Origin of the sequence: Sulfurimonas sp., from assembly GCF_034005705.1 — a bacterium.
In the GTDB taxonomy this organism is placed as follows: Bacteria; Campylobacterota; Campylobacteria; order Campylobacterales; family Sulfurimonadaceae; genus Sulfurimonas.
The window spans coordinates 1-26,511 of record NZ_JAVEUF010000020.1 but is presented as its reverse complement, the minus strand read 5'-3'; the positions used below and the strand labels follow the sequence as shown (position 1 = coordinate 26,511).

At 38.1% G+C, this 26,511-nt stretch carries 34 protein-coding genes; 24 read left to right on the top strand and 10 right to left on the bottom strand.

Translation table 11 applies throughout. The features are described 5' to 3' along the window. The coding region (locus RBR61_RS09090; protein ID WP_320343749.1) for a hypothetical protein at positions 1–447 on the top strand (447 nt) is incomplete at its 5' end. Here RBR61_RS09090 and RBR61_RS09085 read toward each other — a convergent pair. Both RBR61_RS09085 and rpoD read right to left on the bottom strand, forming a co-directional pair. Beyond that, the gene (locus tag RBR61_RS09085; protein ID WP_320343748.1) at positions 442–1,125 is read right to left on the bottom strand and encodes a hypothetical protein; all 684 of its coding nucleotides are present in this window, start codon (positions 1,123–1,125) and stop codon (positions 442–444) included. The genes RBR61_RS09090 and RBR61_RS09085 overlap by 6 nt on opposite strands. Before the next feature lie 4 nt (positions 1,126–1,129). After that, the gene (gene rpoD, locus RBR61_RS09080) at positions 1,130–3,025 is read right to left on the bottom strand and encodes an RNA polymerase sigma factor RpoD (RefSeq protein ID WP_320343750.1); all 1,896 of its coding nucleotides are present in this window, start codon (positions 3,023–3,025) and stop codon (positions 1,130–1,132) included. A gap of 106 nt (positions 3,026–3,131) precedes the next feature. On the opposite strand from rpoD, the gene RBR61_RS09075 reads away from it, so the two are divergent. The 12 genes from RBR61_RS09075 (at position 3,132) to RBR61_RS09020 (ending at position 12,486) form a co-directional block, all read left to right on the top strand. Then, positions 3,132–3,953 carry a flagellar hook-basal body protein gene (locus tag RBR61_RS09075; protein WP_320343747.1) on the top strand — a complete coding sequence of 274 codons (822 nt, stop codon included), beginning with the start codon at positions 3,132–3,134 and terminating at the stop codon, positions 3,951–3,953. 12 nt (positions 3,954–3,965) lie between these two features. Further along, entirely contained in the window at positions 3,966–4,754 is a 789-nt protein-coding gene (gene flgG / locus RBR61_RS09070; RefSeq protein WP_320343746.1) for a flagellar basal-body rod protein FlgG, read from the top strand. A gap of 129 nt (positions 4,755–4,883) precedes the next feature. Next, entirely contained in the window at positions 4,884–6,413 is a 1,530-nt protein-coding gene (locus RBR61_RS09065) for a bifunctional GNAT family N-acetyltransferase/carbon-nitrogen hydrolase family protein (RefSeq protein ID WP_320343745.1), read from the top strand. 168 nt (positions 6,414–6,581) lie between these two features. Continuing rightward, on the top strand, positions 6,582–7,085 hold the full coding sequence (locus tag RBR61_RS09060) for a 3-isopropylmalate dehydratase small subunit (protein WP_320343744.1): 504 nt from the start codon (positions 6,582–6,584) through the stop codon (positions 7,083–7,085). Continuing rightward, positions 7,085–8,152 carry a 3-isopropylmalate dehydrogenase gene (leuB, locus tag RBR61_RS09055; protein WP_320343742.1) on the top strand — a complete coding sequence of 356 codons (1,068 nt, stop codon included), beginning with the start codon at positions 7,085–7,087 and terminating at the stop codon, positions 8,150–8,152. Before RBR61_RS09060 ends, leuB begins: the two co-directional genes overlap by 1 nt. After that, the gene (locus RBR61_RS09050) at positions 8,149–8,397 is read left to right on the top strand and encodes a tetratricopeptide repeat protein (protein ID WP_320343740.1); all 249 of its coding nucleotides are present in this window, start codon (positions 8,149–8,151) and stop codon (positions 8,395–8,397) included. Before leuB ends, RBR61_RS09050 begins: the two co-directional genes overlap by 4 nt. Beyond that, positions 8,388–8,735: a hypothetical protein gene (locus tag RBR61_RS09045; protein ID WP_320343738.1), complete on the top strand. Its 348-nt coding sequence runs from the start codon at positions 8,388–8,390 to the stop codon at positions 8,733–8,735. The genes RBR61_RS09050 and RBR61_RS09045 overlap by 10 nt, the downstream gene beginning before the upstream one ends. Then, positions 8,732–9,574, top strand: a complete 843-nt coding sequence (gene purU / locus RBR61_RS09040) for a formyltetrahydrofolate deformylase (RefSeq protein WP_320343736.1) — start codon at positions 8,732–8,734, stop codon at positions 9,572–9,574. Before RBR61_RS09045 ends, purU begins: the two co-directional genes overlap by 4 nt. Before the next feature lie 3 nt (positions 9,575–9,577). Further along, positions 9,578–10,048 carry a tRNA (cytidine(34)-2'-O)-methyltransferase gene (locus RBR61_RS09035; RefSeq protein ID WP_320343734.1) on the top strand — a complete coding sequence of 157 codons (471 nt, stop codon included), beginning with the start codon at positions 9,578–9,580 and terminating at the stop codon, positions 10,046–10,048. Further along, a complete protein-coding gene (locus tag RBR61_RS09030; RefSeq protein WP_320343732.1) occupies positions 10,045–10,185 on the top strand; it encodes a hypothetical protein in 141 nt (46 codons plus the stop codon). The genes RBR61_RS09035 and RBR61_RS09030 overlap by 4 nt, the downstream gene beginning before the upstream one ends. A 219-nt stretch (positions 10,186–10,404) precedes the next feature. After that, entirely contained in the window at positions 10,405–11,064 is a 660-nt protein-coding gene (locus RBR61_RS09025) for a LexA family transcriptional regulator (RefSeq protein WP_320343730.1), read from the top strand. Positions 11,065–11,115: 51 nt separating this feature from the next. Continuing rightward, entirely contained in the window at positions 11,116–12,486 is a 1,371-nt protein-coding gene (locus RBR61_RS09020; protein ID WP_320343728.1) for an SH3 domain-containing protein, read from the top strand. A gap of 14 nt (positions 12,487–12,500) precedes the next feature. Here the strand turns inward: RBR61_RS09020 and RBR61_RS09015 are convergent, their stop codons facing one another. Both RBR61_RS09015 and RBR61_RS09010 read right to left on the bottom strand, forming a co-directional pair. Next, positions 12,501–12,806: a hypothetical protein gene (locus tag RBR61_RS09015; protein WP_320343726.1), complete on the bottom strand. Its 306-nt coding sequence runs from the start codon at positions 12,804–12,806 to the stop codon at positions 12,501–12,503. Positions 12,807–12,878: 72 nt separating this feature from the next. Further along, positions 12,879–14,075 (bottom strand): tetrahydrodipicolinate N-succinyltransferase N-terminal domain-containing protein, encoded by a 1,197-nt coding sequence (locus RBR61_RS09010; protein ID WP_320343724.1) that lies wholly within the window; start codon positions 14,073–14,075, stop codon positions 12,879–12,881. A 76-nt stretch (positions 14,076–14,151) separates the two neighbouring features. Here RBR61_RS09010 and RBR61_RS09005 point away from each other — a divergent pair, with 76 nt between their 5' ends. After that, positions 14,152–14,655, top strand: a complete 504-nt coding sequence (locus RBR61_RS09005) for an ankyrin repeat domain-containing protein (RefSeq protein WP_320343722.1) — start codon at positions 14,152–14,154, stop codon at positions 14,653–14,655. Positions 14,656–14,678: 23 nt separating this feature from the next. Here the strand turns inward: RBR61_RS09005 and RBR61_RS09000 are convergent, their stop codons facing one another. Both RBR61_RS09000 and RBR61_RS08995 read right to left on the bottom strand, forming a co-directional pair. Continuing rightward, positions 14,679–15,305 carry a DUF6166 domain-containing protein gene (locus tag RBR61_RS09000; protein ID WP_320343719.1) on the bottom strand — a complete coding sequence of 209 codons (627 nt, stop codon included), beginning with the start codon at positions 15,303–15,305 and terminating at the stop codon, positions 14,679–14,681. A gap of 200 nt (positions 15,306–15,505) precedes the next feature. Further along, positions 15,506–16,237 (bottom strand): molybdopterin-binding protein, encoded by a 732-nt coding sequence (locus RBR61_RS08995; protein ID WP_320343718.1) that lies wholly within the window; start codon positions 16,235–16,237, stop codon positions 15,506–15,508. Positions 16,238–16,295: 58 nt separating this feature from the next. Here RBR61_RS08995 and RBR61_RS08990 point away from each other — a divergent pair, with 58 nt between their 5' ends. Further along, positions 16,296–16,583, top strand: coding sequence for a hypothetical protein (locus RBR61_RS08990; RefSeq protein WP_320343717.1), 288 nt, complete (start codon positions 16,296–16,298; stop codon positions 16,581–16,583). Between the two features lie 59 nt (positions 16,584–16,642). Here the strand turns inward: RBR61_RS08990 and RBR61_RS08985 are convergent, their stop codons facing one another. Next, a complete protein-coding gene (locus RBR61_RS08985; protein ID WP_320343716.1) occupies positions 16,643–16,885 on the bottom strand; it encodes a hypothetical protein in 243 nt (80 codons plus the stop codon). A 423-nt stretch (positions 16,886–17,308) separates the two neighbouring features. Here RBR61_RS08985 and RBR61_RS08980 point away from each other — a divergent pair, with 423 nt between their 5' ends. The 7 genes from RBR61_RS08980 (at position 17,309) to RBR61_RS08950 (ending at position 21,456) form a co-directional block, all read left to right on the top strand. Then, the gene (locus RBR61_RS08980; protein ID WP_320343715.1) at positions 17,309–18,055 is read left to right on the top strand and encodes a hypothetical protein; all 747 of its coding nucleotides are present in this window, start codon (positions 17,309–17,311) and stop codon (positions 18,053–18,055) included. Between the two features lie 224 nt (positions 18,056–18,279). Then, the gene (locus RBR61_RS08975) at positions 18,280–18,672 is read left to right on the top strand and encodes a hypothetical protein (protein WP_320343714.1); all 393 of its coding nucleotides are present in this window, start codon (positions 18,280–18,282) and stop codon (positions 18,670–18,672) included. Between the two features lie 81 nt (positions 18,673–18,753). Further along, on the top strand, positions 18,754–20,130 hold the full coding sequence (locus tag RBR61_RS08970; RefSeq protein WP_320343712.1) for a hypothetical protein: 1,377 nt from the start codon (positions 18,754–18,756) through the stop codon (positions 20,128–20,130). A 16-nt stretch (positions 20,131–20,146) separates the two neighbouring features. Continuing rightward, a complete protein-coding gene (locus RBR61_RS08965) occupies positions 20,147–20,521 on the top strand; it encodes a hypothetical protein (protein WP_320343711.1) in 375 nt (124 codons plus the stop codon). A gap of 3 nt (positions 20,522–20,524) precedes the next feature. Next, positions 20,525–20,869 carry a hypothetical protein gene (locus RBR61_RS08960; RefSeq protein WP_320343709.1) on the top strand — a complete coding sequence of 115 codons (345 nt, stop codon included), beginning with the start codon at positions 20,525–20,527 and terminating at the stop codon, positions 20,867–20,869. A 102-nt stretch (positions 20,870–20,971) separates the two neighbouring features. Then, the gene (locus RBR61_RS08955) at positions 20,972–21,160 is read left to right on the top strand and encodes a hypothetical protein (RefSeq protein WP_314151623.1); all 189 of its coding nucleotides are present in this window, start codon (positions 20,972–20,974) and stop codon (positions 21,158–21,160) included. After that, complete coding sequence (locus RBR61_RS08950) at positions 21,145–21,456, top strand: type II toxin-antitoxin system RelE/ParE family toxin (RefSeq protein ID WP_320343707.1); 312 nt, start codon at positions 21,145–21,147, stop codon at positions 21,454–21,456. Before RBR61_RS08955 ends, RBR61_RS08950 begins: the two co-directional genes overlap by 16 nt. Positions 21,457–21,505: 49 nt before the next feature. Here RBR61_RS08950 and RBR61_RS08945 read toward each other — a convergent pair whose 3' ends face one another. Next, entirely contained in the window at positions 21,506–22,735 is a 1,230-nt protein-coding gene (locus tag RBR61_RS08945; protein WP_320343706.1) for a DEAD/DEAH box helicase, read from the bottom strand. A gap of 120 nt (positions 22,736–22,855) precedes the next feature. Here RBR61_RS08945 and adk point away from each other — a divergent pair, with 120 nt between their 5' ends. Beyond that, positions 22,856–23,503 (top strand): adenylate kinase, encoded by a 648-nt coding sequence (gene adk / locus RBR61_RS08940; protein ID WP_320343705.1) that lies wholly within the window; start codon positions 22,856–22,858, stop codon positions 23,501–23,503. Between the two features lie 22 nt (positions 23,504–23,525). On the opposite strand, the gene RBR61_RS08935 is transcribed toward adk, so the two are convergent. Both RBR61_RS08935 and aspS read right to left on the bottom strand, forming a co-directional pair. After that, on the bottom strand, positions 23,526–24,095 hold the full coding sequence (locus RBR61_RS08935) for an adenylate kinase (protein WP_320343704.1): 570 nt from the start codon (positions 24,093–24,095) through the stop codon (positions 23,526–23,528). A gap of 7 nt (positions 24,096–24,102) precedes the next feature. Then, the gene (aspS, locus tag RBR61_RS08930) at positions 24,103–25,857 is read right to left on the bottom strand and encodes an aspartate--tRNA ligase (RefSeq protein ID WP_320343703.1); all 1,755 of its coding nucleotides are present in this window, start codon (positions 25,855–25,857) and stop codon (positions 24,103–24,105) included. A 121-nt stretch (positions 25,858–25,978) separates the two neighbouring features. Between aspS and RBR61_RS08925 the strand changes: the two genes are divergently transcribed. After that, on the top strand, positions 25,979–26,511 hold a 533-nt coding region (locus RBR61_RS08925; protein WP_320343701.1), incomplete at its 3' end, for an NAD(+)/NADH kinase.

Sequence of the window (26,511 nt, the reverse complement as noted above, 5' to 3'; positions counted from 1 at the left end):
GCTCTTCCGATCTTTGAGTTTTACATAAATCTTCAGATAGCCTCTTTAAGCAGCTTCTTTATAATTGCAGGTTCTGCTTATGCCTACAAAAAAATGGTAAAAGAGCAGATAGCACTTGATAATATAGATGATAAAAGAGATATACTTGATGAGATAGAAGATCCACATGAGCTTTATGAAGATATAGAGATAGATAACAGACCGGCAGATGAGCTCGATATTAAGGCGATCGTCAAAGAAGAGAAGAAAAAGATAAAGATACTAAATATAAAAGATATAAAAAAGGGCTCAAGAGCTGGAGTCTCTCTCTTTAGGTTGGTTCCCTATCTTTTTTTAGTGCTAGGTTTTATAGCCCTTAAGAACAATGAACTTTTAGATATCTCTATATATCTTCCATCACTTTTAGTTGGGATCTTAGCGGGGTATTTTTTCGCAAAAAAGCTATGAGGTGATCATAGGTATATTTATGGTTATCTTTTTTTGAATATCTATATAAAAGTTTGTGTTTGCGGCTAACGCTTTTAGCTCGCCGACTCTCTCTTCGTCAATTTTCTTTGAGCTTACTTCTATTGAAAAAATGCTATATTTGTTCTTCTCGAACTTAATATGCTCTCCGACTCTATAGAATATCTTTGTTGTGATCTTCTCATTTTTTTCATAGCAGGAGTATATTTTATTTAATATTTTTATGAAGTTGTTTGAGTCGAGAATGATCTCCGGAATAGTAGGGTCAAAATCTTTTTCAAACGTTACTTTTGAATTTATAGAGTTGGTAAGCATACAGAGGTCAACAAGAGTATAGATATTTGTGAGTTCACCTACCGGTTTTTGGGCATTGATCTTGAAAGATGGCGCTTGATAAAGCTTTATGCCTATTACATCGTCATTTTCATAGCCTACGGTCAGTGCAAAGAATCTATAACGCCCGAATTCAAGTTCAACGAAAGTCGTTTTAAACCCGAATGAGACATTGGCATAAGTAGTAGCAAGGTTAAAAAGCTCTTCGGTCGTTATAGCACCAAGAAGGAACTGAGCCTCTGCATTTAGTGAGATTATTTTTCCATTTGAGCTAAAGAGTATGAAGGGATTGTAGTCATACTCTATCCACTGCTGCTCAAACGTCATACAATTACTCTTCTATGTAGTTTTTAAGTTTTCGTCCGACTTTAGGGTGCTTAAGTTTTTTAATAGCACTCGACTCGATCTGACGGACTCTCTCACGCGTTACGCTTAACTCTTTTCCTATCTCCTCTAACGTTCTATCAGACTCATCGTCCATAATGCCAAAGCGCAGCTTGATTACCGCTTTCTCTCTCTCGTTAAGCTGCTCCAAAACGTTCTCGATCTGAACTCTAAGGTCATCTTTTAGTATAGAGTCAGAAGGCGAGAGTGATGATTTATCTTCTATGAAGTCTCCAAAACGTCCGTCATCTTCGCTGCCTATCGGTGCTTCAAGGCTTATAGGCTCTTTTGTGATCTTTATGACGTTTTTAACCTTCTCAACAGAGAGACCGACCTCTTGAGCGATGATCTCGACATCCGGTTCTCTTCCATGTTCTTGAAGATGTTTACGCATGATCTTGTTTATACGGTTTATCGTCTCGATCATATGGATAGGGATACGGATCGTTCTTGCCTGATCTGCTATCGCACGCGAAATAGCCTGACGGATCCACCATGTTGCATAAGTTGAGAACTTATACCCTTTTTGGTACTCAAATTTGTCAACAGCCTTCATAAGACCTATGTTGCCCTCTTGGATAAGGTCAAGGAACGGAAGCCCGCGGTTTGTATATCTCTTTGCAATAGAGACGACAAGTCTTAGGTTCGATTTTGCCATCTTTGTTTTTGATATTTCAGAGATGTTTTTACCACGTTTTATCTGCTCTAAAATATCTGCGAGTTTTTCAGGCTCCATGTCAAAACTGTTTTTTGAAGCCTCTTTGGTCTGAACAAGCTTTTTGATCTCCATATAGGTACTTACCATAGTAGCTTCTGGCACCATAGCTGCGATATCCTCTTTGCTGAGATCGCAGATTTTTTCTACAAGAATTTTATGGTTTGCTCTTAGAGTAGAGTTGAAAAGAGGAAGTTTGTACTCTAATCTTTTAAGTTCTTTATCATACCCTTCATCACTCTTAAGAGCCGTCTCCATAGCTTTAACAAGTTCGTTTATAAGCTTAGATGTAGGACCAAGGTCTAAGAGCTTCTCTTTTAGGATGCTTTTTTTGAAAGTAACAGATAAAAAGTAGTGAATAATATCCGGGGTAAGCTCTCCATCAAGGTTCTCAGGCGCTTTTTCAGTCAGTTTTACCCACTCTTTTTTCGCTTTCTCCAAAGCTTTAAAGCTTGTTGTGACTTTTTCTACTCTGCTTTTGTCCTTTACCGTTAACGGCTTTTCAGCATCTTCATCATCGATATCGTCGTTGTCATCATTATCGTTGTCTGAGTCGTCGCTGTCGTCATCTTTTTCATCTTCAAAGCTCTTAAATAGCTCTTTTACTCTTCTTTCACGGTTTATAAGAGGCTCTTTGTAGTCTAAAATAAACTCTATTAGATATGGAACCGAACAGATAGCGTCGATAATGATGCTCTCTCCGCCCTCTATCTTTTTAGAGATCTCTATCTCCTCCTCTTTAGTTAAAAGGGGGATCTGACCCATTTCACGAAGATACATACGCACAGGAGAGTCTGAACGCGACCACTCCAGAAGCTCATGCTCTTTTAAGATGTCGAAACTATCAGTTTCATTGTTCTCTATCATCTTTCTTTGAGCGCTTTTTCTAGCTTCTGCCTCTTTGTCGTTTAGAAGCTTTGCATGCTCCGATGCAGTGTAGATACAAGCTTTGTGCTTTTGTATAAGTTTAAATATGTTTGCGGCTTGTGCAGCTGTCGGCTGCTTGTCAAAAAGTTCTATTAGTGATTCGTAGGTTAGGCACTCTTTTGGTTTTTGATTGGCAAAGAATGATTCGATAGCTTTGTTGAGTTCTTTAGCTGTCATAGAAGATACACCTTGTTGGTCTATAAGATTTTTCAAAGGTGGATTATACCCAAACACTCTTAATATTTTCTTCTCTCAATATTGGAACACGCTTTGCTTCTAACTTGAAAATATTGTTCAAAGGTACTTTATGCAAAGCGGATATTACTCAGCAGCAGCAGGTATGGTTACCCAATTTAACCGTTTAGATACCATAGCAAACAACCTTGCTAACGTAAACACAGTAGGTTACAAAGAGGATAATCTCATTGTCGGTGACTTTATGCGTCTCTACAAAGAAGCCAGAGACGAACTGCCAAACGCAAACCACACCAAAGAGGCGGCACAGTTTTTAAATAGAGCCATGAACAAGGCTCCGCAGATCGTTGACGCATATACCGACCACTCTTTGGGAGATATGCAAAAGAGCAACAACCCTTTAGATATGGCTCTATCAAGAGAGGGGCTTTTCTTTTTGGTAAAAACACCCGATGGTATCAGATTTACCAGAGACGGCACATTCACAAGAGATGATCAGGGAAGACTTATAACAAAAAGCGGTTACGAGGTTCTGCCAAGCGACTATTTTGAATCGAAACAGCCTATTGTCCTAAATCAGGAAGACAGCATAATAGAGATAGATAAAAACGGTCAAATATATACAAATGTGCCAAACACCGCAAATTTTGCACCGAATGCCAAACTCTTTGTGGCACATCCTGACAATATAGCTTTTTTGAAAAAAGAGGGTGATAATCTATACCGTTATGACGGCGAAGGGGAGATTAAAAGCCTTGAAGAGAGCGGAGCAGTTATGCAGGGTTTTGTAGAAAAGAGCAATGTAAATGCCGTGAAGATGATGACACAACTGATAGAGACGAACCGTTTGGTGGGGATGTATCAAAAAGCGATGGATACACAGATGAACGATATGAACCGCGATGCAATTGAAAAAATTGCCAAAAAAGCTTAAGGAGTTTAGAACATGATGCAATCACTTTATACTGCCTCAACGGGAATGTTGGGAATGCAGACACAAATAGATACGACGGCGAACAACATTGCAAACGTAAACACTATTGGTTTTAAAAAGTCACGTGCGGAGTTTGCAGACCTGATGTACAAAGTTATGGAGTATGCAGGAACATCAACAAGTGATGTGACAAAAAGCCCTACGGGCATCGAGGTTGGTCTTGGTGTCAGACCTACGGCAATAAACAAGATATTTTCCGAAGGCAGTCTAAAACAGACAGACAACGAACTCGATATGGCAGTAACCGGAAAAGGCTTCTTCAGACTTGAGCTTCCGGACGGAACTGAAGTCTATTCAAGAAACGGTGCTTTTAAGATAGATGAGAACGGTACTATCGTAAACAGTGACGGTTACAGAATGGTCCCGGAGGTCGTGATACCGCCTGATGCTACAAATGTGAGCGTAGGAACAGACGGTACTGTCAGTGTTATTCAGCCAGGGCAGACGCAGGCAACACAGATAGGACAGATCACGCTTACAAACTTTATAAACCCTGCTGGGCTTCACTCTATGGGAGACAACCTCTATATAGAGACGGACAGTTCTGGACAGCCTGTTGAGGGAACTCCGGGACTTGACGGACTTGGAGTGCTCAGACAGGGTTTTGTCGAGCTGAGCAATGTTGAGCTTGTAGTTGAGCTGACAGACCTTATTACAGGTCAGAGAGCTTACGACTCCAACTCAAAAGTGATCACTACAAGTGATGAAATGCTCCAAACTACAAACAATCTAAAAAGATAATAGACTCCTAAAAGCAGCTTGATACTATTTAGTATTACGCTGCCGTTCTCTCCTTTACTGCCTATTAATAATATATCAAACTACTTTTAGTACAATAGCATCAGCAGTAGAAAAAAATCAGGGATTTTAATGAACTTAAAAAATATAGAAAAAATTGAATTAAACTATTTAGAGACAGATGACTACAAAGAGGTTGCCAAGCTGATGGAGGATGAGTACAGGCACCTAAAGGACTCCACTTGGAGCAAGGAAGAGCTTGCAATACTTATAAATAAATTTCCAAAAGGGCAGGTAAGCATAAAGATAGACGGCGAGTTTGCTGGCTTTGCTCTAAGCCTTATAGTTGATTATGATAAATTTGAAGATAACCACACCTACAAGCAGATAACCGGGAACTATACTTTCAATACATTTAATCCGCTGGGCAATATTCTTTACGGTGTCGATGTGTTCGTAAGCAAAAAATACCGCGGCCTAAGACTTGGAAGAAGGCTTTACGACTACAGAAAAGAGCTGTGCGAGGAGCTTAATCTGAAGGGGATTATCTTTGGAGGCAGGCTCCCAAACTATGCCCTTTACTCAAAAGAGATGACACCAAGAGAGTATATACAAAAGGTCAAAGAGAAAGAGATCGACGACCCTGTCTTAAATTTTCAGCTCTCAAACGATTTTAACGTAAGGCGCGTCATCAAAAATTATCTCGAAGGCGACAAAGAGAGCTGTGAATATGCGGCACTTTTGGGGTGGAGCAATATCTACTATACGCAACCAAAGAAAAATCCGCTTACACAAAAGACTATAATCAGACTAGGTCTTATTCAGTGGCAGGTAAGACCTTATAACAACATTGAAGAGGTTCTTGAACAGGCAGAGTACTTTATAAACGCGGTATCAAACTACAGAAGCGATTTTGCCGTCTTTCCGGAGTTCTTCAATGCGCCTTTGATGTCAAAATATAACCATCTAAACGAAGCAGAAGCGATAAGAGAGCTAGCAGGCTATACGCAGAGATTTCGTGATGAATTTTCAAAGCTGGCGATATCTTACAACATAAATATTATAACGGGAAGCATGCCTGAGCTTGTCGATGGCCATCTCTACAATGTGGGCTTTTTGTGCAGACGCGACGGTACGATCGAGAAGTACTCCAAGATACACGTAACGCCTGACGAGGAGCGCATCTGGGGCTTAAAAGGCTCGAACGAGATCAAGACGTTCAATACGGATTGCGGAAAGATAGGCGTGCTTATCTGTTACGATACTGAATTCCCGGAGCTTGGAAGATTACTTGCAAAAGAGGGGATGGAGATACTATTTGTCCCATTTTTAACGGATACGCAAAACGGCTACTCAAGGGTTAGAGTATGCTCTCAGGCGCGTGCGATAGAGAATGAGTGCTACGTTGCAATCGCAGGGTGTGTAGGAAACCTGCCAAAGGTAAGCAATATGGATATACAGTATGCACAATCGGCGGTATTTACCCCTTGCGACTTTGCCTTTCCTTCAAACGGCATAAAAGCGGAATCTACGCCAAACACGGAGATGATACTTGTCGCAGACGTAGACCTTGACCTTCTAAAAGAGCTCCACACGTTCGGAGGCGTTACAAACCTAAAAGATAGAAGAGAAGATCTCTATGAGGTAAGATTAAAAAAGTAATATTTTTTTGCAAAACTAAAGACTAAGCGAACGGTTCTGCAGCCTAGCGAAGCCTCAGTGAGCGTGTCTTTAGTTTTGCAATAAGTTTAATCAATAGCTCTTTATAGAACTAAAATTTCATTTTGGGTATAATCGCAAAATTAATTTAGTACTTAATTAGGAATTTATATGCAAAAAGCAAATATTAACGGCAAAGTTTGGAGATTTGGAAAAGATATTGACACAGATTTGATAATAGCGGCTCGTTATTTGAATACTTCGGTACCGGAAGAGTTGGCAAAACACGTTATGGAAGATGCAGACCCTGAGTTCGTCAATAAGATGAGCAGAGGAGACGTAATAGTAGCAGATGAGAATTTCGGTTGCGGAAGCTCCCGTGAACACGCTCCTATAGCTCTTAAAGCGGCAGGTGTTGCAGCGGTTATAGCTCCTACGTTCGCAAGAATCTTTTATCGCAACGCTTTTAATATGGGACTTCCTATATTTGAACTAAAAGAGAGCCACGAGATAGCAGAGGGTGATGAGATAAGCGTAGATATGAACAATGGAACGATTACCAATAAAACATCAGGTAAAGTTTACAATTTCAAGCCTATTCCTGCGTTTATGCAAGAGCTTATCGATGCGGGCGGACTTATGAATTTTGCACAAAATGAGATTAAAGGTAAATAATGAAAACATATAAAATCGCACTAATCAAGGGTGACGGGATCGGCCCTGAGATCATAGATGAAGCAGTTAAGGTGTTAGATGCCGTGGCTTCATGCTGTGACATAGAGTTCTCTTATGAAGAGGCTCTTATGGGCGGCTGCGCTTATGATATTACAGGCGATCCGCTTCCGCAGGAGACGATCAACATCTCGCTAAACAGTGATGCTGTACTTTTCGGTGCGATCGGCGGTCAAAAATGGGACAGCCTGCCTAGAGAGAAGAGACCTGAGAGCGGACTTTTAAGATTCCGCAAAGAGCTAGGCGTCTATGCAAATCTTCGTCCTGCTGTTGTGTATGACGAACTTGTCAACGCTTCGTCTCTAAAGCCTGGGATCGTCAAAGGCGTTGACCTTATGGTCGTTCGCGAGCTTATCGGCGGTATCTACTTTGGTGAGCCTAAAGGGCGTGATGATAACAGAGGGTGGAACACTATGGTCTACACTCGTGAAGAGATCGTAAGAATCGCTCACCAGGCATTTAAAATAGCTATGACAAGAAGCAAAAGGGTCTGTTCGGTAGATAAAGCAAATGTTTTGGATGTCTCACAGCTTTGGAGAGATGTAGTAACAGAGGTAGCAGAGGAGTATCCTGAGGTTGAGCTCTCTCATATGTACGTAGATAATGCCGCAATGCAGCTTATCCGAGATCCTAAGCAGTTTGATGTAATGCTTACGGGAAATATTTTCGGCGATATTTTGAGCGATGAGGCGAGTATGCTATCAGGTTCGATCGGACTTCTGCCTTCAGCTTCCGTCGGTGCAAAGATCGGCGTATATGAGCCGATACACGGCTCTGCTCCGGATATTGCAGGACAGGGAATCGCAAACCCGATCGCTACTATCTCGTCTGCTTCAATGATGCTTCGTTACGCTTTGGGTGAAAACGATGCGGCTGATAAGATAGACGCTGCCATTAAAAGAGCTTTAAAAGAGGGTTATAGAACAAAAGACTTAGCTCAGTTTGATGCCAAAGAGGTCTGTTCTACAAGCGAAATGGGCTCTATTATCGCTAATTATGCGGCAAAATGAAAACACTCACTTTAGCAAACATCTATGAACTTCAAGGGCTAAAAGAAGAGGCTCTTGAGATATATAAAGAGATACTTAAAAAAGATCCCTCAAATAGTGATGCTAAGATAGCGATAAGAAGACTCTCGGGTATGAGAAAAAAGTTTTTGAACGTAAATACCCAGATGAAAGAGTATTTTGTAAAGATGGAAGCGGATGTTGAGTTTAACGAATTTGAAAGGTGGTTATTGAAGTTATGGAACTAAAAGATGTAATTCTCTCTACTCTGGCAGAGATGGAGAGTGATAAACCACAAAAAAATATAGTAAATAACCCAAAACCTCTTAGTGAACCCAAAGAAGAGCCAAAAGAAGAGGTTAAAAATGAAGATCAATCCTCTTTTGAAGATGAACATACTCCAAATAGCGAGCTGCAGTTCTTAAAGTCCATGAGAGAGAGGCTTCTTGTACTTTTTGAGGGGTTTCAGGCTCCTAACAACACAAACATAGAGGCTAAAATAGATATGACGCTTAACTTTTTGGAGTATGTGCTCGTTACAATAGATTCAAGAGTAGAAGAGATCGAGAGAGGCAAGCGAAAATGAGCCAGTACAGAGTACTTATAGATGCGAATGATGAAAAAGGTTTGGTGCATAAGATATCGAGCGTCTTTTTTCAAAACGATCTAAACATTCTTTCGAACAACGAGTTTGTTGACAAAGAGAATAATAAATTTTTTATGAGAAGCGTTGTTGACGGCGATATCGTTTTAGACAAGCTATATCAATCATTGTGTGATGTTCTGCCTAAAAATGCGAACATAGATGTGATCGCCCCTAAAAATAAAAATATAGTCATTATGGCGACAAAAGAGATGCACGCTTTGGGTGACATTCTTATAAGACACGAGGCAGGAGAGTTAGAGGCAAATATATTGGCCGTTATATCAAACTACAGCGACCTGGAGTCTCTTGTAAGCAGGTTTAACATCCCGTTTATCTGTATCTCACATGAAGGTTTAAACAGGGAAGAGCATGAAAATGAGATATTGGAGTGTTTGTCCGGGTTTGAAGAGATAGACTATATTGTTTTGGCAAAATATATGAGGATATTAACTCCTAAGTTCGTAGAGGTATACGAGAACAGGATCATAAACATTCATCACTCTTTCTTGCCTGCATTTATTGGTGCAAATCCATACAAACAGGCTTATGAGAGAGGCGTTAAGATCATTGGAGCCACATCTCACTTTGTTAACAACAATCTGGATGAGGGCCCGATTATCGCTCAAGAGGTTATACATGTTGACCACGCTTACGGCTGGAGAGATATGCAGCGCTCAGGCAAGGATGTTGAAAAAGTAGTCCTCTCCAGAGCATTAAAGCTCGCACTCGAAGATAGAATATTCGTCTATGAAAACAAAACCGTTATTTTTCAAGGATAGAGTTTGTTCAACCTTGTCCTTGTAAACCCGCAGATACCAAATAATACCGGAGCAATAGGCCGCCTATGCGTTAATGCAGGAGCCTCTTTACATATAATCAAGCCCATTGCTTTTGATATAGATGAAAAAGCGGTCAGACGTGCAGGACTTGATTACTGGCATAAACTGGATCTCCACGTCTGGGAGAGCATAGATGACTTTTTTCAAAATAATGAAATAACAGACAATGCTTACTTTGCCACCACAAAAACAGACAAGCCATACTTCGAAGCAGCATTTAAAGAGGGCGACTATATATTTTTCGGAAGTGAAACGGCCGGAATACCAGAGTCTATTTTAGATGCTTACAAAGAGCAAAACATAACTATACCTATGACCAAGGATGGAAGAAGCCTAAACCTGGCGATCAGCACGGGAATAGTTCTCTATGATGCAATAAGGCAGAACTATACCGCTTTTAAAGGAAGCCTGTGAGCACATTTATAGATATAGTAATGATGCTTCTTTTCATACTTTTTATGGTCTTTGTATTCGGTGGCTATCATAAGAGCAAATCCGAACAAAGAGAGGCTGAAGAGAAAAAGTTAAAAGATAGTGAGAACACTCTCTAAAAAAACTTCTCTGCCCATCTCTCTAGATTTTCTTCAAATTTATCAAATAAGCTTTGTACATTTTTTACTACAACTGTCATGTTAAATCCTTTTGATTTTTGAAAATATTACACATTTTTTTATCTTTATCTAAAAAATATTGCATTTTGTCATATATTTCTTTGACTAAATTGCAAAATTCAAATATAATGGTTGAATATTTGGCAAAAAGGAGAAAAGATGAAAAATTTTCTTGAGATCGTAGAAGAGATAAAAAGCATTGTCTCTACAGAGTTTAACGGCAGAAAGATATACGACAAAGATGTGGCTGACATACTTGGTATATCGCAAATGAATTTTGCAACTATGAAAAAAAGAAACAAGATCCCATTCGGCGAACTATTAGATTTTTGTGCAACAAAGTCTATATCTATTAACTGGCTGCTTTACGGACAATCACCAGAAAGCCTTGTGGAGGCCACTAACAGGTTCTTTATGGTTAAATACTTTGGCAATGTGAATGCATCCGCAGGCGGCGGAGCAGATGCAGATGAGGAAGAAGCACATGGCATAGAGATCCCTCATGAGTTTGTAATAATGCTTGGCGGAGAGAGAGAGCTCAAATACATTGAGGCTATAAACGTCTCAGGAGACTCTATGGAGCCTACTTTTAGCTACAACGACATAGTTTTTATAAACAGAAGCAAGACCGACCTTCAAAGAGGCGGTATTTTTACTATCAGAACAGAAGCAGGGCTCTTTATAAAGAGAATTCAAAAGAGAATTGACGGGAAAATAGATATAATATCCGACAATCAAGTCTACTCGACACAAACTCTTGACCCATCTGAGATAGAGGTTATAGGAAGAGTTGTGAGCAGATTTGGAAGTGTTGATTAAAAGGGTTCTGTTTTGAGATATATATTTTTTCTTTTATCTATAGTTTTATTTATGGGATGTGCGCCAAAAGAGCTCCCACCAAAGAGCGAGAGCAGAGTAGAGGATGCGGCTGAAGTTGAAGCCGTTGAAGATGTTGTATATCTGCAGGAAGTTCAAAAAGATCTAAAAAAGGGAGAGATCAAAGAAGATCTGGAGATATATGACCTGCTTAATATACCTCAAAATGCAAGCTACTATGCAGACAAAATAGAGGACAATAAAACCATTTACGACATTCAAAAAAAGTATGATAAGAACTATTTTAGTATATGGAACATTGAAAAACCGCAGGAGGATCTAAAATCTGTAATGTGGCCTTTTGCTTCATTTAAAGTCAATAAAAGCTACGGAGAGAACCTGCGTCTTTTAGAGGAGAGTTTCTTTCATACAATGCTTGAAAATGCCAACTTTAAAGCATACGGCACTGTAAATAAAAAAGCCGTAACGCTTAAACACAGCAATATGAGAGCTTTTCCTACCATCAGACCTCTTTTAAAAGACCCAAGCCTTGCCGGAGAGGGTTTTCCGTTTGATTATCTTCAAAACAGCTCAATACATGCAAATGAGCCGCTTTTCATATCTCACTATTCAAAAGACAGAGAGTGGGCATTCGTATTTACCGGATACGCTTCGGGATGGCTAAAGTCTAATGAATTTACAGTTTTAAAAGATGAACATACAGAGAAGTGGCAAAAAGCAAAAAAAGTCTATATTACCGTTGAAGACAGTCCAATATATGATACTCAGGGAAATTTCCTGTTCAGATCAAAAGTCGGTATGGCTTTCCCGCTGATATCCGAAGAAAAAGATACATATACCATACTTGCCGTCTCATCATTTAAAAATTCAAAACCGCTCTTTTTAAAATCTAAAATATACAAAGACATAGCGACAAAAGATATGCTCTTGCTTAATAAGAATAGTCTCACATCTATTGTAAACGAGGTTTCAAAAACAAACTACGGCTGGGGTGGAATGTATGAACAAAGAGATTGCTCATCTATGCTTAGAGATATGTTCACACCTTTTGGTATATGGCTGCCTAGAAACTCATACCAGCAGAGCAAAATAGGCAAGGTAATATCTCTTGAGAACCTCTCGGACGATGAGAAGATAGATATAATTAAAGAGAAGGCCATACCATTTGAGACGCTTCTGTACAAAAGGGGACACGTAGTTCTATATGTAGGAACATATAACGATGAGATAGTGGTCTTTCATAATACATGGGGCATAAAGACCAAGAGTGAAACGGATGAAGGCAGGGTAATAATAGGAAAGCCTATTTTTAGCTCTTTAAGACTCGGACAATATCAAGAAAACTATGATGAAGAGGCTGAGATCCTCAAAAATCTGACAAGTATGAATATATTGACAAAGTAAACTTGTAGTTTTTGTTAGGCTTTTGTATCTAAAAGAGAGCCTAACATCTCATCTTGTGTTCTAATTGCAGCTACATTTGCAGCTGTAACATCTTCAACGACTATCTGATCGGTAAGCTCTTTTGAGAGATCACTCTGGCTGTTTGCTGATCCGTTATCATCAGCTCTGCGTACATTTGGCGTAACGGAGTTCTCACTGCTCTGCATTCTTACATCAGTCGGCACGTACTTCTCGCTATTGACATTTGCTACGTTATTGGCACTGCTGTTCATCATTGTTTGATGAGCCTGCAGGGATGATATGTTGTTAGAAACATTCATGAGAACTCCTTATTCTTTTGTTCATTTTAGTCTTAATAGACTGAAAAAACTATTACTTTAAAAAATTAAATCTTAGTGCAACTCAGCATTTAATTTAATCTCTCTTGTACTTCTTTGGGCTACATACTGGCCGTTTAGAGAGTTTTGTCTAAAATGGACCCCATTCAATCCCGCAAGCTCAGTGCCTTTCATTATGTTTGAAAATTCTGCTCCCGGATTGACCTCTTGAAGCTCTTTTATCTCTTCATCATTTATATGAACTTTAGTTCCGGCAAAAATAGCCAATCCGCCGTCAATAATACAGCCATCCCCTAGTGGAATACCGCAAGTAGAATTTGCTCCTAGAAGTGTGTTTTTACCGATTGTTATAGGGTTGCCGTCTGTTCCGCTAAGAACTCCTAGTATAGAAGCTCCGCCTCCGACATCGCTTCCTGCTCCGACAACAGCAGAGCTTGAGATTCTTCCCTCAACCATTACAGGGCCTGTTGTTCCCGCATTGAAGTTGATGTATGAAGCTCCAGGCATTACAGTTGTACCTGCTGCAAGCTGTGCTCCGAATCTTACTTTTGAAGTATCTAATATGCGCGTATTGTCCGCTGGGATAATATGTTGAAGGAATCTTGGAAATTTATCTATGAAGTCAATATGCGGATATTCGTTTGATAGTTTCAACTCTATCTCAAATTCACGAAGATAATCAAGCTCGATAGGCTGTCCGTTTGACCAAGCAACATTTGGCAGCGCACCAAATGCACCGTTTAGGTTTATGCTTCTTAGTTCAACTTTTGCCTGTGAGAGTGCATATAGCTTTAAGTAAGTAGCTTCAACGCTCTTAAGCGGCTCATCCGCAAAAATGAAAGTCACTTTAAACTCACCCTCTAAAGAGCCGCTGTTCATGATCTGATTATACAGAGCAGAGACAACTTGAATATTTTTGTGAGCATCGCCGTATGCTTCATCGGCATAAGGTGTGAACGCGTTCAAACAACTTTTTAAGAACGAAGCGTTTATGTTACATACAACTTCACTCTCGTTGAAATCTATTTCAACACCCTGTTCTTTCAATGCTTGGATAAAGATAGCCGCACTTCCGAAGTTTTCATTCCAGTTAATAACAGGATAGGTAGCTTGAAGTGTTTTTGTAAGATTTAACTGCCCCATATCTACTCTGCATATACCAAATGCCAAAGGATCTTTGTAGCCCTTCGTTGATGATTTAATATTTTGAATAAGTGCCACAAAAGCATCTGTAGTCTGAATGATTTCCATGAATTCTCGCTTAAATAATTTGTAAAAAGCATTATACTTAAACATTACTAATAGCAATTTAGTATATACTTCTGCTATGAACAAATGGATTGAACTTTTAAAAAATAATGACATCGTAGGCATAAAAAAGTACCTAAAAGATGGTGCGGACGTAAATGAAGCCAACGATACTGGAGAGTCCGTCCTTGCCTCATCATTAAGACACGGATGCGATTTTGAACTTATTATGTTTCTAGTAGATAGCGGTGCAGATATATATGATTTTGACGAAGAGGGTGTGAGTATTTTTGATATGGCTGTCACCTACAACAACATAGAGATGGTTAAGTACTTGATATCAAAAGGTATAGACGTCAACGCCACTACAAGAAGAAGCAGATTTACTCCTTTGATGGCGGCTGCTTGTTACGGCCGTCTAGATATAGCAAAACTACTCTTGGAGCACGGCGCGGATAAAAATGCAGTAGATGCGAAGGGGATAAGTGTTACTGACTTCGCAAGAAAAACAAACAAAAAAAGTATTTTGCTTCTTTTGGATTATGACGAGTCAGCGCCTAAAAATACCAGCTATGCCAGATAGGCGTCATAGAGCAAGCACTATTTTTACGAGACATCAAGCAGTTTGACAAAGTTCTTGTAACTCTTTATGATCTGTTCATTTTTCTGACTCTGCATATAAAACTCTATCGCTTTTTTCCCGAGTCTTGGGATCTCGTTTTTAACGGCCCAGCTGCTCACCGTTCCCTCAGGGATCTCTAAAATATTTGCAAGATCTTTTTGTGTGATCTGAAGCTCGCCGCATATCTGTTTTACAACATTGCTCTTAGGCTTTGGCTTTTTAGAGGCTTTTTGCGTCTTTAGCATTAAGACATTTGCAGGTTCCTCTTTTTTCTCTTTTTGGCTGCTTTTGAGTTCGTTCTTATTGTGTGAGTGCGCCTCTATCCATTTTAGGACATCTGAAGCAGATATTATCCAATCTCTGCCGCTGAACTTTGAAACTATCTCTGTTGTAAAAAGCAGCGTGTTCTCTCTGGCAAACTCTTCGTTGCTTAATTGATAAAGTATTGAAAATGATAGTTGCTGTGCAGCGCTTCCGTTATGACCCCAGTCAAAGCCGTTTTTTGATGAAGAAAAGATGTCGTATCTGAGTGGAAGTTCGAGTTCTCCGTATGTTACATACTTGGCACCCAAAAGTGTTTTATGTCCTTTGAAGACATGGTTATTGCGCATTATAGCCATCACTGCCTCTTATATTTTAAAAGTGTAATGATGCTCCCCTCTTTGAATTCTCTCTTTTTTGTTAAGAAATAACAAGCGATAAGCAACATATATGGACAAACAAAGCAATAACAGTGCCAATAACCAAATTATCATAGCAGGATTCCTTGATTTTTACTTATTGACAATAAATCGACAAAATGAAAGTAATATTAAATTATATTATATGATATTTGTGAATCTTCCAAAAAGTCTTTAAACAATTTAAAGTTCTTATCTACAAGTTCTTTGTCTGAAGCGCACAAAGATATCTCAACAGAAGCACCCTCACTGTTTAGTATTGGCAGAGATGAGAGCTCTATCTCTGGCGGGACTGTTTTCATTATGTTTATAAGCGTATTTTCGCTTGTTTTTGCGAGCAGGGTGGCTCTGTATTTTTGCACTGAGGTGCTAAATAGACGCTCTATCACCGAAGCGATCATTGGGTGCGACATCTGCGGAAATCCGGGAGTAAAAAAGAATCTATCCTGCAGAGAAAAGCCAGACATATTGTTGATGGGGTTTTGCAAAAGCTGTGCATTTTGCGGCAGATCGGCCATATGGACCCTGTGAGGGTATGCTTCATCGCCAAACCTATCTATGATATCCTGCTCAAACTTCTTATGTCTTTGCAGAGGCTTGGAAGTAAACACCTCTGCGGCTATAGCTCTTGTAAGATCATCAGGAGTGGCACCGATGCCGCCAAAAGAGAACATCACGCTTTTATCATCCTCTTTTACAAGCTTATATATTTTTTTGATAAGTTCCCCATCATCTTTAATTATAAAAGAGGCGAAGAGCTCATGCCCGTACTTTTGCAGTTCATTTTTTACAAATTCAAAATGTTTATCAACTCTGCGGCCGTTTAATATTTCACTGCCGATAATGCATGCATAAAAGTTCATTTTTATCTACCGTTATATCTTTTTTATGTATTATACTAAAAAGAATCAAGGAAACCGTATGTCTTACGCACAACAATTAGAAGAGTTAATAACAAAGAGCGTCATACCTGATATAGATGACAGATTGGATGAGATATTTGAGGAGATAGCTGATAGCAAAGAGGCAGGCGAAGAAGCGAAAGATGAGATAGAGGAGCTTCGCGAATTTAAGGCTGACCTACAGGATGTACTAGAAGATATAAAAAGCGGTGATATCGAAGAGGATGAGTGCAAAGAGCTGATCGATGATATATTGGAGGCTCAAAATGAGTCCGGTGAAGAGGACTTTGGGTTTACAGAGGATTGATTCTCTGTGGTTTTGCATGTCTATTTGACATGTAAGACCAGTTTAAAAATCTAATATAATCACTTACTTTCCTCACTACCCACCACAAACCAATTTTTCTCCTTAGTTGTTACTGTCTCTTTTTTACTAGTTGGATCAATCAGCTGTTTAATGACAGTGGCATTTTTAATCATTTTGTTCACCGCTCCAGCCTGTTTTGAAGATTGAGGCTTATCTACAGGTGTTATGGGAATCCAGTTCTCATTTGCAGATGCAGTGCTTGTCAGAGAGAGTAATAGCAAAAGTGGCAGTAACAGTCTCATAAAACCCTTTTTTAGTGAAATGATACAGTAATGATTTTAAACTCGAAGCATCCTCTTTTTTAAAAAGTGAATAAAAATTTTGAGTTTAATAAATTTAGTCTCTAAATACTTCAAATGGTTCTCCTGTATTTGTATCTTAATATTTGGAACTCTTTTATCTTAAGTAACATTTTGCAAGTTATGCAAGATATTTGACAATTAACACACATTATGTGATTTAATTTGAATATACAGTATTAAACGAACACTCAAACTTTAAGAATTTTATAGAATTTTTCTCTTTTTTATTAAAAATATGACAATTTGTCATATTTTTTGCTAATTAATTAACAAACAAAATGTAAGTTATTTATGTGAACAAAGGTTGTTTTGCATATAATGTAGTTGAATAAATAGTTAGATTAGAAATTTAAAAGGTTGAAAATGGACAGGTTTATTAATTTATTATATATATTCTTTTGGACTATTGCTTTTCTTGTGTTTATTATTTTAAGCTACAAAATCTATACGATTAAAGATAATTCATTATATATTAGTGCCTTTGCCATTTTAATTTCAGCATTCTTAGCTTCTTTAAGTATGATTAAATCAATAAGAAACTCACAATTAGTTGAAAAAAATAAAACTGAAAAAGAAAAAGAAACTATTATCTTACATTTTGAGTACCTACTCATTTTATTACTTCATAAAACAAAAAAGTTTAATGAAGAGTTTTCAACTCATATAAAACGTGTTGCAAATATAAATAATCAACAAGAAGTCACTTGTCAAAAAAAATTGAACTTATCGAATGATTTCTTTTTTTTGACACTGATAGAAACTAAAAAGCAATTTAATGATATTAGAAGACAACTTGAAAACCAAGATCTATACAAATATATAAAAAGTGGAAATAGAATGATATTAGTTGAATCATGTCTTAAGATATCGGAACTTGAAATGTTTATAAGTATGCTAATCAATTCAAAGTCAACTTCAGAACTGCTATTGAAAGATTTTGAAAAAATAATAAATACCCTTACTAGCAATATAAATTCACTAATTAAAGTTCAAAAACTTGATATAGAAAAAAACCATCCTTCAGAGTCATTGTATACACTAACTGAATATGGTGATTATAAAGGTACTAAAAAATCTAACAAAAACGAGGAGACCAATAATTTACCCTAGCGGGAAAATTATTGCTCACGACAAACGTTCATCCTCGCCAACGGCGAGGATGAACGGTCAAGCCGAGCGAGTTCTTGTTACCTCCGCCTTACGGCTCCGATAACAAGTCGCTGGAGCGAACACTCTTTCCGCTCTCTCATATCAGTACCGCATACTTCGTATGCTATACTGCTACTCAGAGTGTCGCTCGGCTTGACCGTTATGTTCCAAAGGATTTAATTAAAATGGCAAGATGGATACAATATACTAAAGAACAAAAAATAGCCTCGGATAAGTTTAGTAGCATAAAGTCAAGAGTTAAGAAAAAACCAGGATATAACCTTGAAGATTATTGGTCACGAGATGATTTTATTGATTGGCATACAACTATTGAAAAAAAATGTTGTTATTGCGATAGCACTGATAAAGAAATTGAAATATTTTATAAAAAGACCATTTCAAAACGTAATGGCACTAGAGGGAAAACGCTGGAAATTGAAAGAATAAATGATACTCCATACAGTAGAGAAAATTGTAAACTTTCATGTTATTGGTGTAATAACGCAAAATCAGATGTATTTACATATGAAGAGTTTAAAATTATAGGTAAAGCAATAGGAACTATTATAAAAACATAACAAAGCGAAGGAGCCAATAATTTACCCAAGGGCGCGTAAATTATTGCTCGGCTTGACCGTTGGATACACATAAGGAATTAAATGGACATTATTAGACCAAGATTAACAGACTATCATGGTATTCATAAGAACCAAGCTGATTTAGATTTTGCAATACAATTTTTTGATGAAGATATACCTTTATATATTGATCCTTTTTTATTATGGAAATCTCCTTCCCAACAAGACAATGCACTACACACGACTATTACAAATTCATTTAACCATTTAAATTACCTAATAAAAAAGAAACGAGAAAATGAAGCTTTATCGCTACTAATAAACCTATCAGAATGTCATGAAGTTGGTTTGGGTGTATCAAAAACAAGAAAGGGAACTAAAATAAGCGAGAAACAAGCTCAGGATATTTTGAATTTATTTAAAGATATACCAGAGTACAGTCAGTTTGGATTTACACATTTTGAAATTATTCAATTGTACATTTCAGGTATTTCAAAAGACAGAATAAGCGATATTACTTGCAACTTTTTAAAGTCCTTTTTGATTGACTACACTATAGAGCAATGTGAGTTAAATAAAATACCAATTGAAGGTGTCATATTAGATTCCATATATAACTACAAAACTAATACTTTAGATAGAAATCAAAAGGTATATTTACCTGTCAACCCATTAACAAAAGAACCTTTAATTTTTACACCAAAAAGATGGTTGCGTTTTAATACATGGATTAATTATGAAGATTATTTTCAAAAATATTGTCCTAGAGATGAAATATTTAATCCAGACGAACCTGAAGAGCGTGTCAAGGTTTTAAATTTTAATCGAGAAAATTATGGAACAATTGAAGGCTATATTGAATACAAAACAAAAACTTCTGAAGAATGTAAAAATGACCCTTTATTTAGTCAAATTCCGGTTCTATCAGCAAAGCGAAAACTTAGCCAAATTCTAAAACTAAACACTGGAAAAGAGCATGGGGCAGATATACAATATGAAGAGCTTTCTGCTTCATTGTTAGCTTCACTCTTTTACCCACATCTTGATTTTGCTCAAACACAAAGTCGAACTGAATCAGGTCGACATATTCGAGATCTCATTTTTTATAATAATAGAGATATAGATTTTTTAGATGAAATTTTCGCTGAATACAACAATAGACAATTAGTTATTGAAATGAAAAATGTAAAAGAAATCAGCCGAGATCATATAAATCAATTAAACAGATATATGCAAGATAATATTGGGAACTTTGGTGTATTTCTTACTAGAAACCCTTTATCAAAAGCCATGTATGAAAACACGGTAAACTTATGGTCTTCTCAAAGGAAATGTATTATTGCTATAACAGATGAAGATTTAAAATTAATGGTTGAAGTTTATGAAAGTAAGCAAAGAACACCAATTGAAGTTTTGAAGAAAAAATATATTGAATTTAGAAGAAGTTGCCCATCTTGATAAATAAAGGAAACGTATGAATAAAAATGATATAGATATATTTGAAAAGCTTTCAGGACAATTAATAAGTGTATATGAAGAAATCTCATTGTTGTCTAAAAAAAATCCTAATGATGCAATCAATAAATTTAAATTAAAGTTTTTAAATAAACTTATTAATGATAGCAATGAGTTTCTTTCTGAAAAGTATAAGCCTTTTGATGAATTTAGTATTTTTGAAGAAGATGATATGCCATTTAATAGTGATGTAGTATTCATTTTATCACAATATATCCAGTGTTTTGAAAAACTTCGAGCAGATAATGTTATCCAAATTCATGGGGCTTGGTATTGGGATACCAATGATGAAGATAAAATAAAGACCGTAAGACCGCAAAAACTAAAAGGATAAATATTGAGTAAATTATATTATACAACTAAAGAAAAAGCTGATAATTACGATGTAACAATGCCATTGTTAAAGGCAATGTATGTTGAATTTAAAGCTTTATCATCAAAAAAACCAGACTCTGCAATAAGTAAAAGTAAGATCAAGATTACTAATAGATTACTTGAAAAAGTTAGAGAAGTATTAGAAGATTCAAGTGCAATAGATTTTTTAGATTTACTTGATGAAGATGACATTCCACAAGCAAGTGATGTTATTTTGATATTATCACAATATGTAGCCTCAATGGAAACATTTCACAAAGAACATTATGGGTTTTATAATGGTGACTATCAATGGGTTATCAAATAAAATATCCAACAAAATCTAGCACTGAACAGCAAGCTTTTAGTGAAGTCAAACGTTATACTCAAAAAACAAATATGCTATAATATTGATAAAAAAGGAAGTGCCATGGTAGCAGTCAAACAAGAAGCACAAAAGATGATTCAAAATCTTCCTGATGATTGTACTTACGAGGATATACAGTATCACCTTTATGTTGTGGAAAAAATAAAAAACGGCATTGGTCGTGCGAAAAACGGTGAAGTCTCATCACATAAAGATGCAAAAGTAAGAATGGCTAAATGGCTATTAAATTAGAGTGGTCAGAGGAGGCTCTTGAAGATATAGAGTCTATCGCCACTTATATAGAAAAAGATTCTCCTACTTATGCAAAATCTGTAGTATCAAATTTTTTTGAAAAAGCTGAAATTTTAAAAGAGTTTACAGAATTAGGTCGCAAAGTCCCTGAGATGAATGATATTAATATCAGAGAGATATTTGTTTATAGTTATAGATTAATTTATAAAATTGAATCAAATAGAGTCTTATTTGTAGCAGTAGTACACGGCAAAAGACTTCTTGAAAACCATGATAAAAAGTATAATAAGACATAGTAGCCAATAAATTACCTAGTGACAATTTATTGGACTATATTCATATAGCCTATTTAAGAGCTTTTTCCCTTGCTTTGTCTTTTTTACTTTTACCCTTGCCTTTGATCGGCTGCGGACCTTTTACTTTTATAGGGGCTTCGCCTTTTAGTTCAAACCCCTCTATCTGCTCCATTGCTATATTTACCTTGCATCTCTTTTGGATAATACCAAAATGCGCTTTATCCTCGTGAGATATAAACGAGATAGCCGTTCCTGACCTGCCGGCTCTTGCCGTGCGTCCAATGCGGTGAATATAGTCGGTAGGCGAGCGAGGAAGGTCAAAGTTTATAACACATGAGACATTCTCTATGTCCAGTCCTCTAGCGGCTATATCGGTTGCAAAGAGTATGCGTATCTTTTTGGCTTTAAACTCATCTAGCGTAAGTGTGCGCTCATCTTGAAGCAGATCTCCGTGAAACGACTCCGCCTTATAGCCGTACTTTTTAAACTTAGCCGCTATGTTGTCCGTAGCTCTTTTGTTTGCCATAAACACAAGAACTTGCTCTAATTTTTCATTATCAAGCAGATGTCTTAAAAGCGGGCCGCGATTTTCACGATTTACTTCTATAGCGCGCTGTGCCACACTCTCTACAGTAGGCACATCTTGCTCAATATTTACTCTGATAGGGTTTTGTGTAATCTTTGAGGCAATATCTAAGATTTTTTGAGGGTAGGTCGCGGAGAATAGAAGGTTTTGACGCTTTTGCGGAATTGCCTCAAGGATGGCATCAAGCTCCTGTGAAAAACCAAGGTTTAGCATCTTGTCTGCTTCATCAAGAACGAAAAATTCAAGATGAGATAGGTTTGTCTGCTTTTTTGTAAGCACGTCAAGAAGTCTTCCCGAGGTCGCTACCAAGATATCGCATCCCTGCTGAATGGCATAGATTTGATCACCTATGCTCTCTCCGCCGATAATAGAGACAACCTTTGGTTCTCTTTTGAGATCTGCGCCAAAAGTGTTAAAAGCATCGGCAACTTGAAGTGTGAGTTCACGAGTAGGGGTTACAACAAGTGCTTTTATTTTCGGCTTTCCTTCGCGGACACTCTTAGACCAGAGTTCAAGTATTGGCAGTACAAAAGCGGCACTTTTACCGCTTCCGGTCTGCGCCATCGCCATAATATCATGATTTTTGAGCGCAAGAGGAATAACCTTTTCTTGAATAGGAGTAGGCGTTATAAAGCCGCTTTTTTTAAGCGCGCTTTGGATTTGCAGGGAGAGACCCAGTTTGGAAAATGGCATTTGGCTTCCTATGGTTAATTGGACGTATTTTATGAAAATTACGCTTCAGAGGAGGTTTATTTATAGCTAGTTTTAACTACATTTATATATAATCACACCAACAAAACAGATAGGATAAACATGAAAATAATATTACTTGGAGCTCCTGGTGCAGGAAAAGGGACTCAGGCAGGGTTTTTAACGAAAAGATATAACATTCCTCAAATCTCTACTGGAGATATGCTCCGTGGGGCAATAAAAGCAGGAACAGAGTTGGGTAGAATGGCTAAAGCCGCAATGGACGCAGGCAAGCTTGTAACCGATGAGATCATTATCGGACTGGTAAAAGATAGAATTAAAGAAGATGATTGTAAAAACGGTTTTTTACTCGACGGTTTTCCTCGTACCATTGCTCAAGCAGACGCTCTTAAAAGTGCGGGTGTAGAGATCGATGCCGTTATAGAGATAGACGTTCCGGATGCCGAGATAGTAAAGCGTATGTCGGGTCGCCGCGCGCACTTGGCAAGTGGGCGAACTTACCATGTTGTTTTTAATCCGCCAAAGGTAGAGGGCAAAGATGATATAACAGGTGAGGAGCTCGTTCAAAGAGATGACGATAAAGAGGAGGTAGTACTCGATAGATTAAAAGTTTATCATGAGCAGACAAAACCTCTTATCGGTTACTATAAAGAGCAAGCGGACAAGATAGCTTCTTTGATGTACATTACTGTTGATGGAACTGCTGATATATCTGAAGTTGAAGCGGCTATCGTTTCAAAACTAGGTTAATTGAGCCCCATACAGGGTTCAATTAAATTTTTGATCTTATAAAAGAGTACATCTCTGAGACTATCTCTTCGATGCTTCTCTCTCCGTTAATTGTGTGAAGCAGGTTTTTCTTTATATAAAACTCTTTTATATCGTCTAGTGGCTCCGTATAGACCTTCATACGGTTGTTAAAAACTTCCACTTTGTCATCTTCGCCGCGAGAACGCCCCAAAACTCTATCACGCGCAGTCTCTTGGCTTACTTCAACCTCGATAACACTGCAAAGCTCTAAAGATGAGTCGCTCTGAAGATAGTTGTCTAAAGCCTCTAACTGCTCCATACTTCTAGGATAGCCGTCAATGATGATAATATCCGTCGGAGCGTTTTTAATTGCATTGACAATGGTCTCTATTGCTATTTTTATAGGAACGATAAGACCTTTAGAGATGTAGCTCTCTATCTCAGAGCCAAGTTCAGAGCCGCTTGCGACTTCTGCGCGAAGCATATCGCCTGTTGAGTAGTGTGTTATCTCGCTGTTTTGCTCTGCGATCAGCTCTGCATCCGTGGTCTTACCGGAGCCGGGCGCTCCGATGATTAGAAAAAGCTTTTTCATAATATGACTATTTTACCTGTTCGCGTAGTCTAATATGCAGGTCACGAAGTTGGTTGTTATCAACGGTGCTCGGTGCTTTCGTAAGTATACAAGAAGCTTTTTGCGTTTTAGGGAACGCGATAACATCGCGGATGCTTGATTTTTTAGTAATAAGCATCATAAGTCTGTCAAATCCGATCGCAAAACCGCCGTGCGGAGGAGCGCCGAATTTTAGAGCATCAAGCAGGAAGCCGAATTTTTCCTGAGCCTCTTCTTCATCTATTCCTAAAAGTTTAAATACCTCTTCTTGAACCTCTTGTTTATGAATACGGATACTTCCACCGCCTAACTCAGTACCGTTTAAAACAATGTCATAAGCGATAGATTCTATCTCTTCTACGTCGTCTTTATCGGTATCTTTTGGCTGCGTGAACGGATGGTGAAGCGCTTTTACTCTTCCATCTTCGATCTCGAACATAGGGAAGTCAACAACCCACACGAACTCAAAAGCATCTTTGTCTACAAGGTTCATCTTCTCATGTTCGGCAATAAAGATTCTCAGACGCCCCATATAGTCCCATACAGTTTTCTTATCACCTGCACCGAAGAATACTACATCACCCACTTCCATGCCCAGTCTCTCAATCAAAAGTGCGATATCGTCATCGCTAAAGAACTTGATAAGCGGACCTTTTAAGCCATCCTCTTTCATCTGAAAGTAACCAAGTCCCTGAGCTCCGAACTTACGGACATAATCCTCAAAGCTTTTCATCTCTCTCTTTGAGAAAACGAGGTCTGCACCCGGAACTTTAAGAGCTTTGATACGGTTTGTGTGCGGCTTTTTTGCAATATTTGTAAATATCTCGTTGTCACATCTCTCAAAGATGTCGATAACGTCAACCATTTTAAGGTCATATCTCAGATCAGGCTTATCAGAGCCGTACCACTCCATAGCGTTCATGTGCGAAATGCGGTTAAACGGAGGTTTTACATCTATGCCGCAAGCGCTAAACATTGCCTCAAGAAGATCCTCTGCCACTTTTATAACATCCTCTTGATCGCAGAAGCTCATCTCGACGTCTATCTGAGTAAACTCAGGCTGACGGTCTGCTCTTAGGTCTTCGTCACGGAAACATTTTGCTATCTGAAAATATCTGTCAAATCCGCCTACCATTAGAAGCTGTTTGAAAAGCTGAGGAGATTGTGGAAGCGCATAGAACTCACCGCTGTGAACACGTGACGGAACCAAATAGTCTCTTGCACCCTCTGGAGTTGATTTTGTTAAAATCGGAGTCTCAACCTCTAAAAATCCGTTTGCATCAAGTATGTTTCTTGCAGCGATAGCAGCTTTTGAGCGAAGACGAAACGCTTCATACATTGCAGGATCTCTAAGCTCTAAGTAGCGGTATTTAAGCTTTGTCTCTTCGCCTACGTTCTTATCACCTATCATAAAAGGGATCGGAGCAGACTTGTTCTCAATAATGAGCTCTTTTACTATAACCTCGATAGCACCGGTTTTTAGACGAGGATTTACAAGACCCTCTCCACGATGGCGAACAGTACCTTTTGCTATAAGAACATACTCGTCGCGAACACCGTCTGCAACCTTATGTGCCGCTGCATTGTCTTCAGGATCACAAGTAAGCTGAATAAGTCCGCTCTTGTCTCTTAGATCAATAAAAATAATCCCGCCATGATCGCGGTAACTGTTTGCCCAACCTGTCAGAACAACCTCTTGTCCAACGTTTGCTTCACTTAAATCTGTACAATAATGACTTCTCATAAAAATAGAGTCCTAGTAAATAATTTTCGCGATTGTACCCAAATTTGGCTTATCACATAATTAGAGAGATTTTTTTGTTTTTTATGTATAATTTTAGGAAACAATTCTGTAAAGAGATATTTTGAAAAACAAAGAGATCAAAAAAATAGGCGTAGTCTTAAGACCCTCATCCCCTGAAATAAAAGATGGCTATCTAAAACTGGAGAAGATTTTCAGAAGCCACGGCATCGATGTTCTGCTTGAGAGCAAAAGTGCAAAGATGATAGGCATGAGCGGCGAGAGTTTTAAAAGCATCTGCATGGAGTGCGACTTTATTGTAAGCTTCGGCGGGGACGGAACGCTTATATCCACGGTAAGAAAATCGTTTGATTTTGACATCCCAATACTAGGTGTTCATGCCGGCAATCTCGGTTTTTTGGCGGATCTTTCACTTGATGAGCTTGATACGTTTGTCGAGAAGATAATTCAAAACAGATATAGGGTAGATGAGAGAGCGGTCCTTGAAGCAACGGTTATTAAGAATACCAAAGAGGTGAAATATTACGCTTTTAACGACATTGTACTTACCCGTACACGCGTCTCAAACATGATACATATAGAGACACTTGTTGACTCGCAATCTTTCAATACATACTACGGTGACGGTGTTATCGT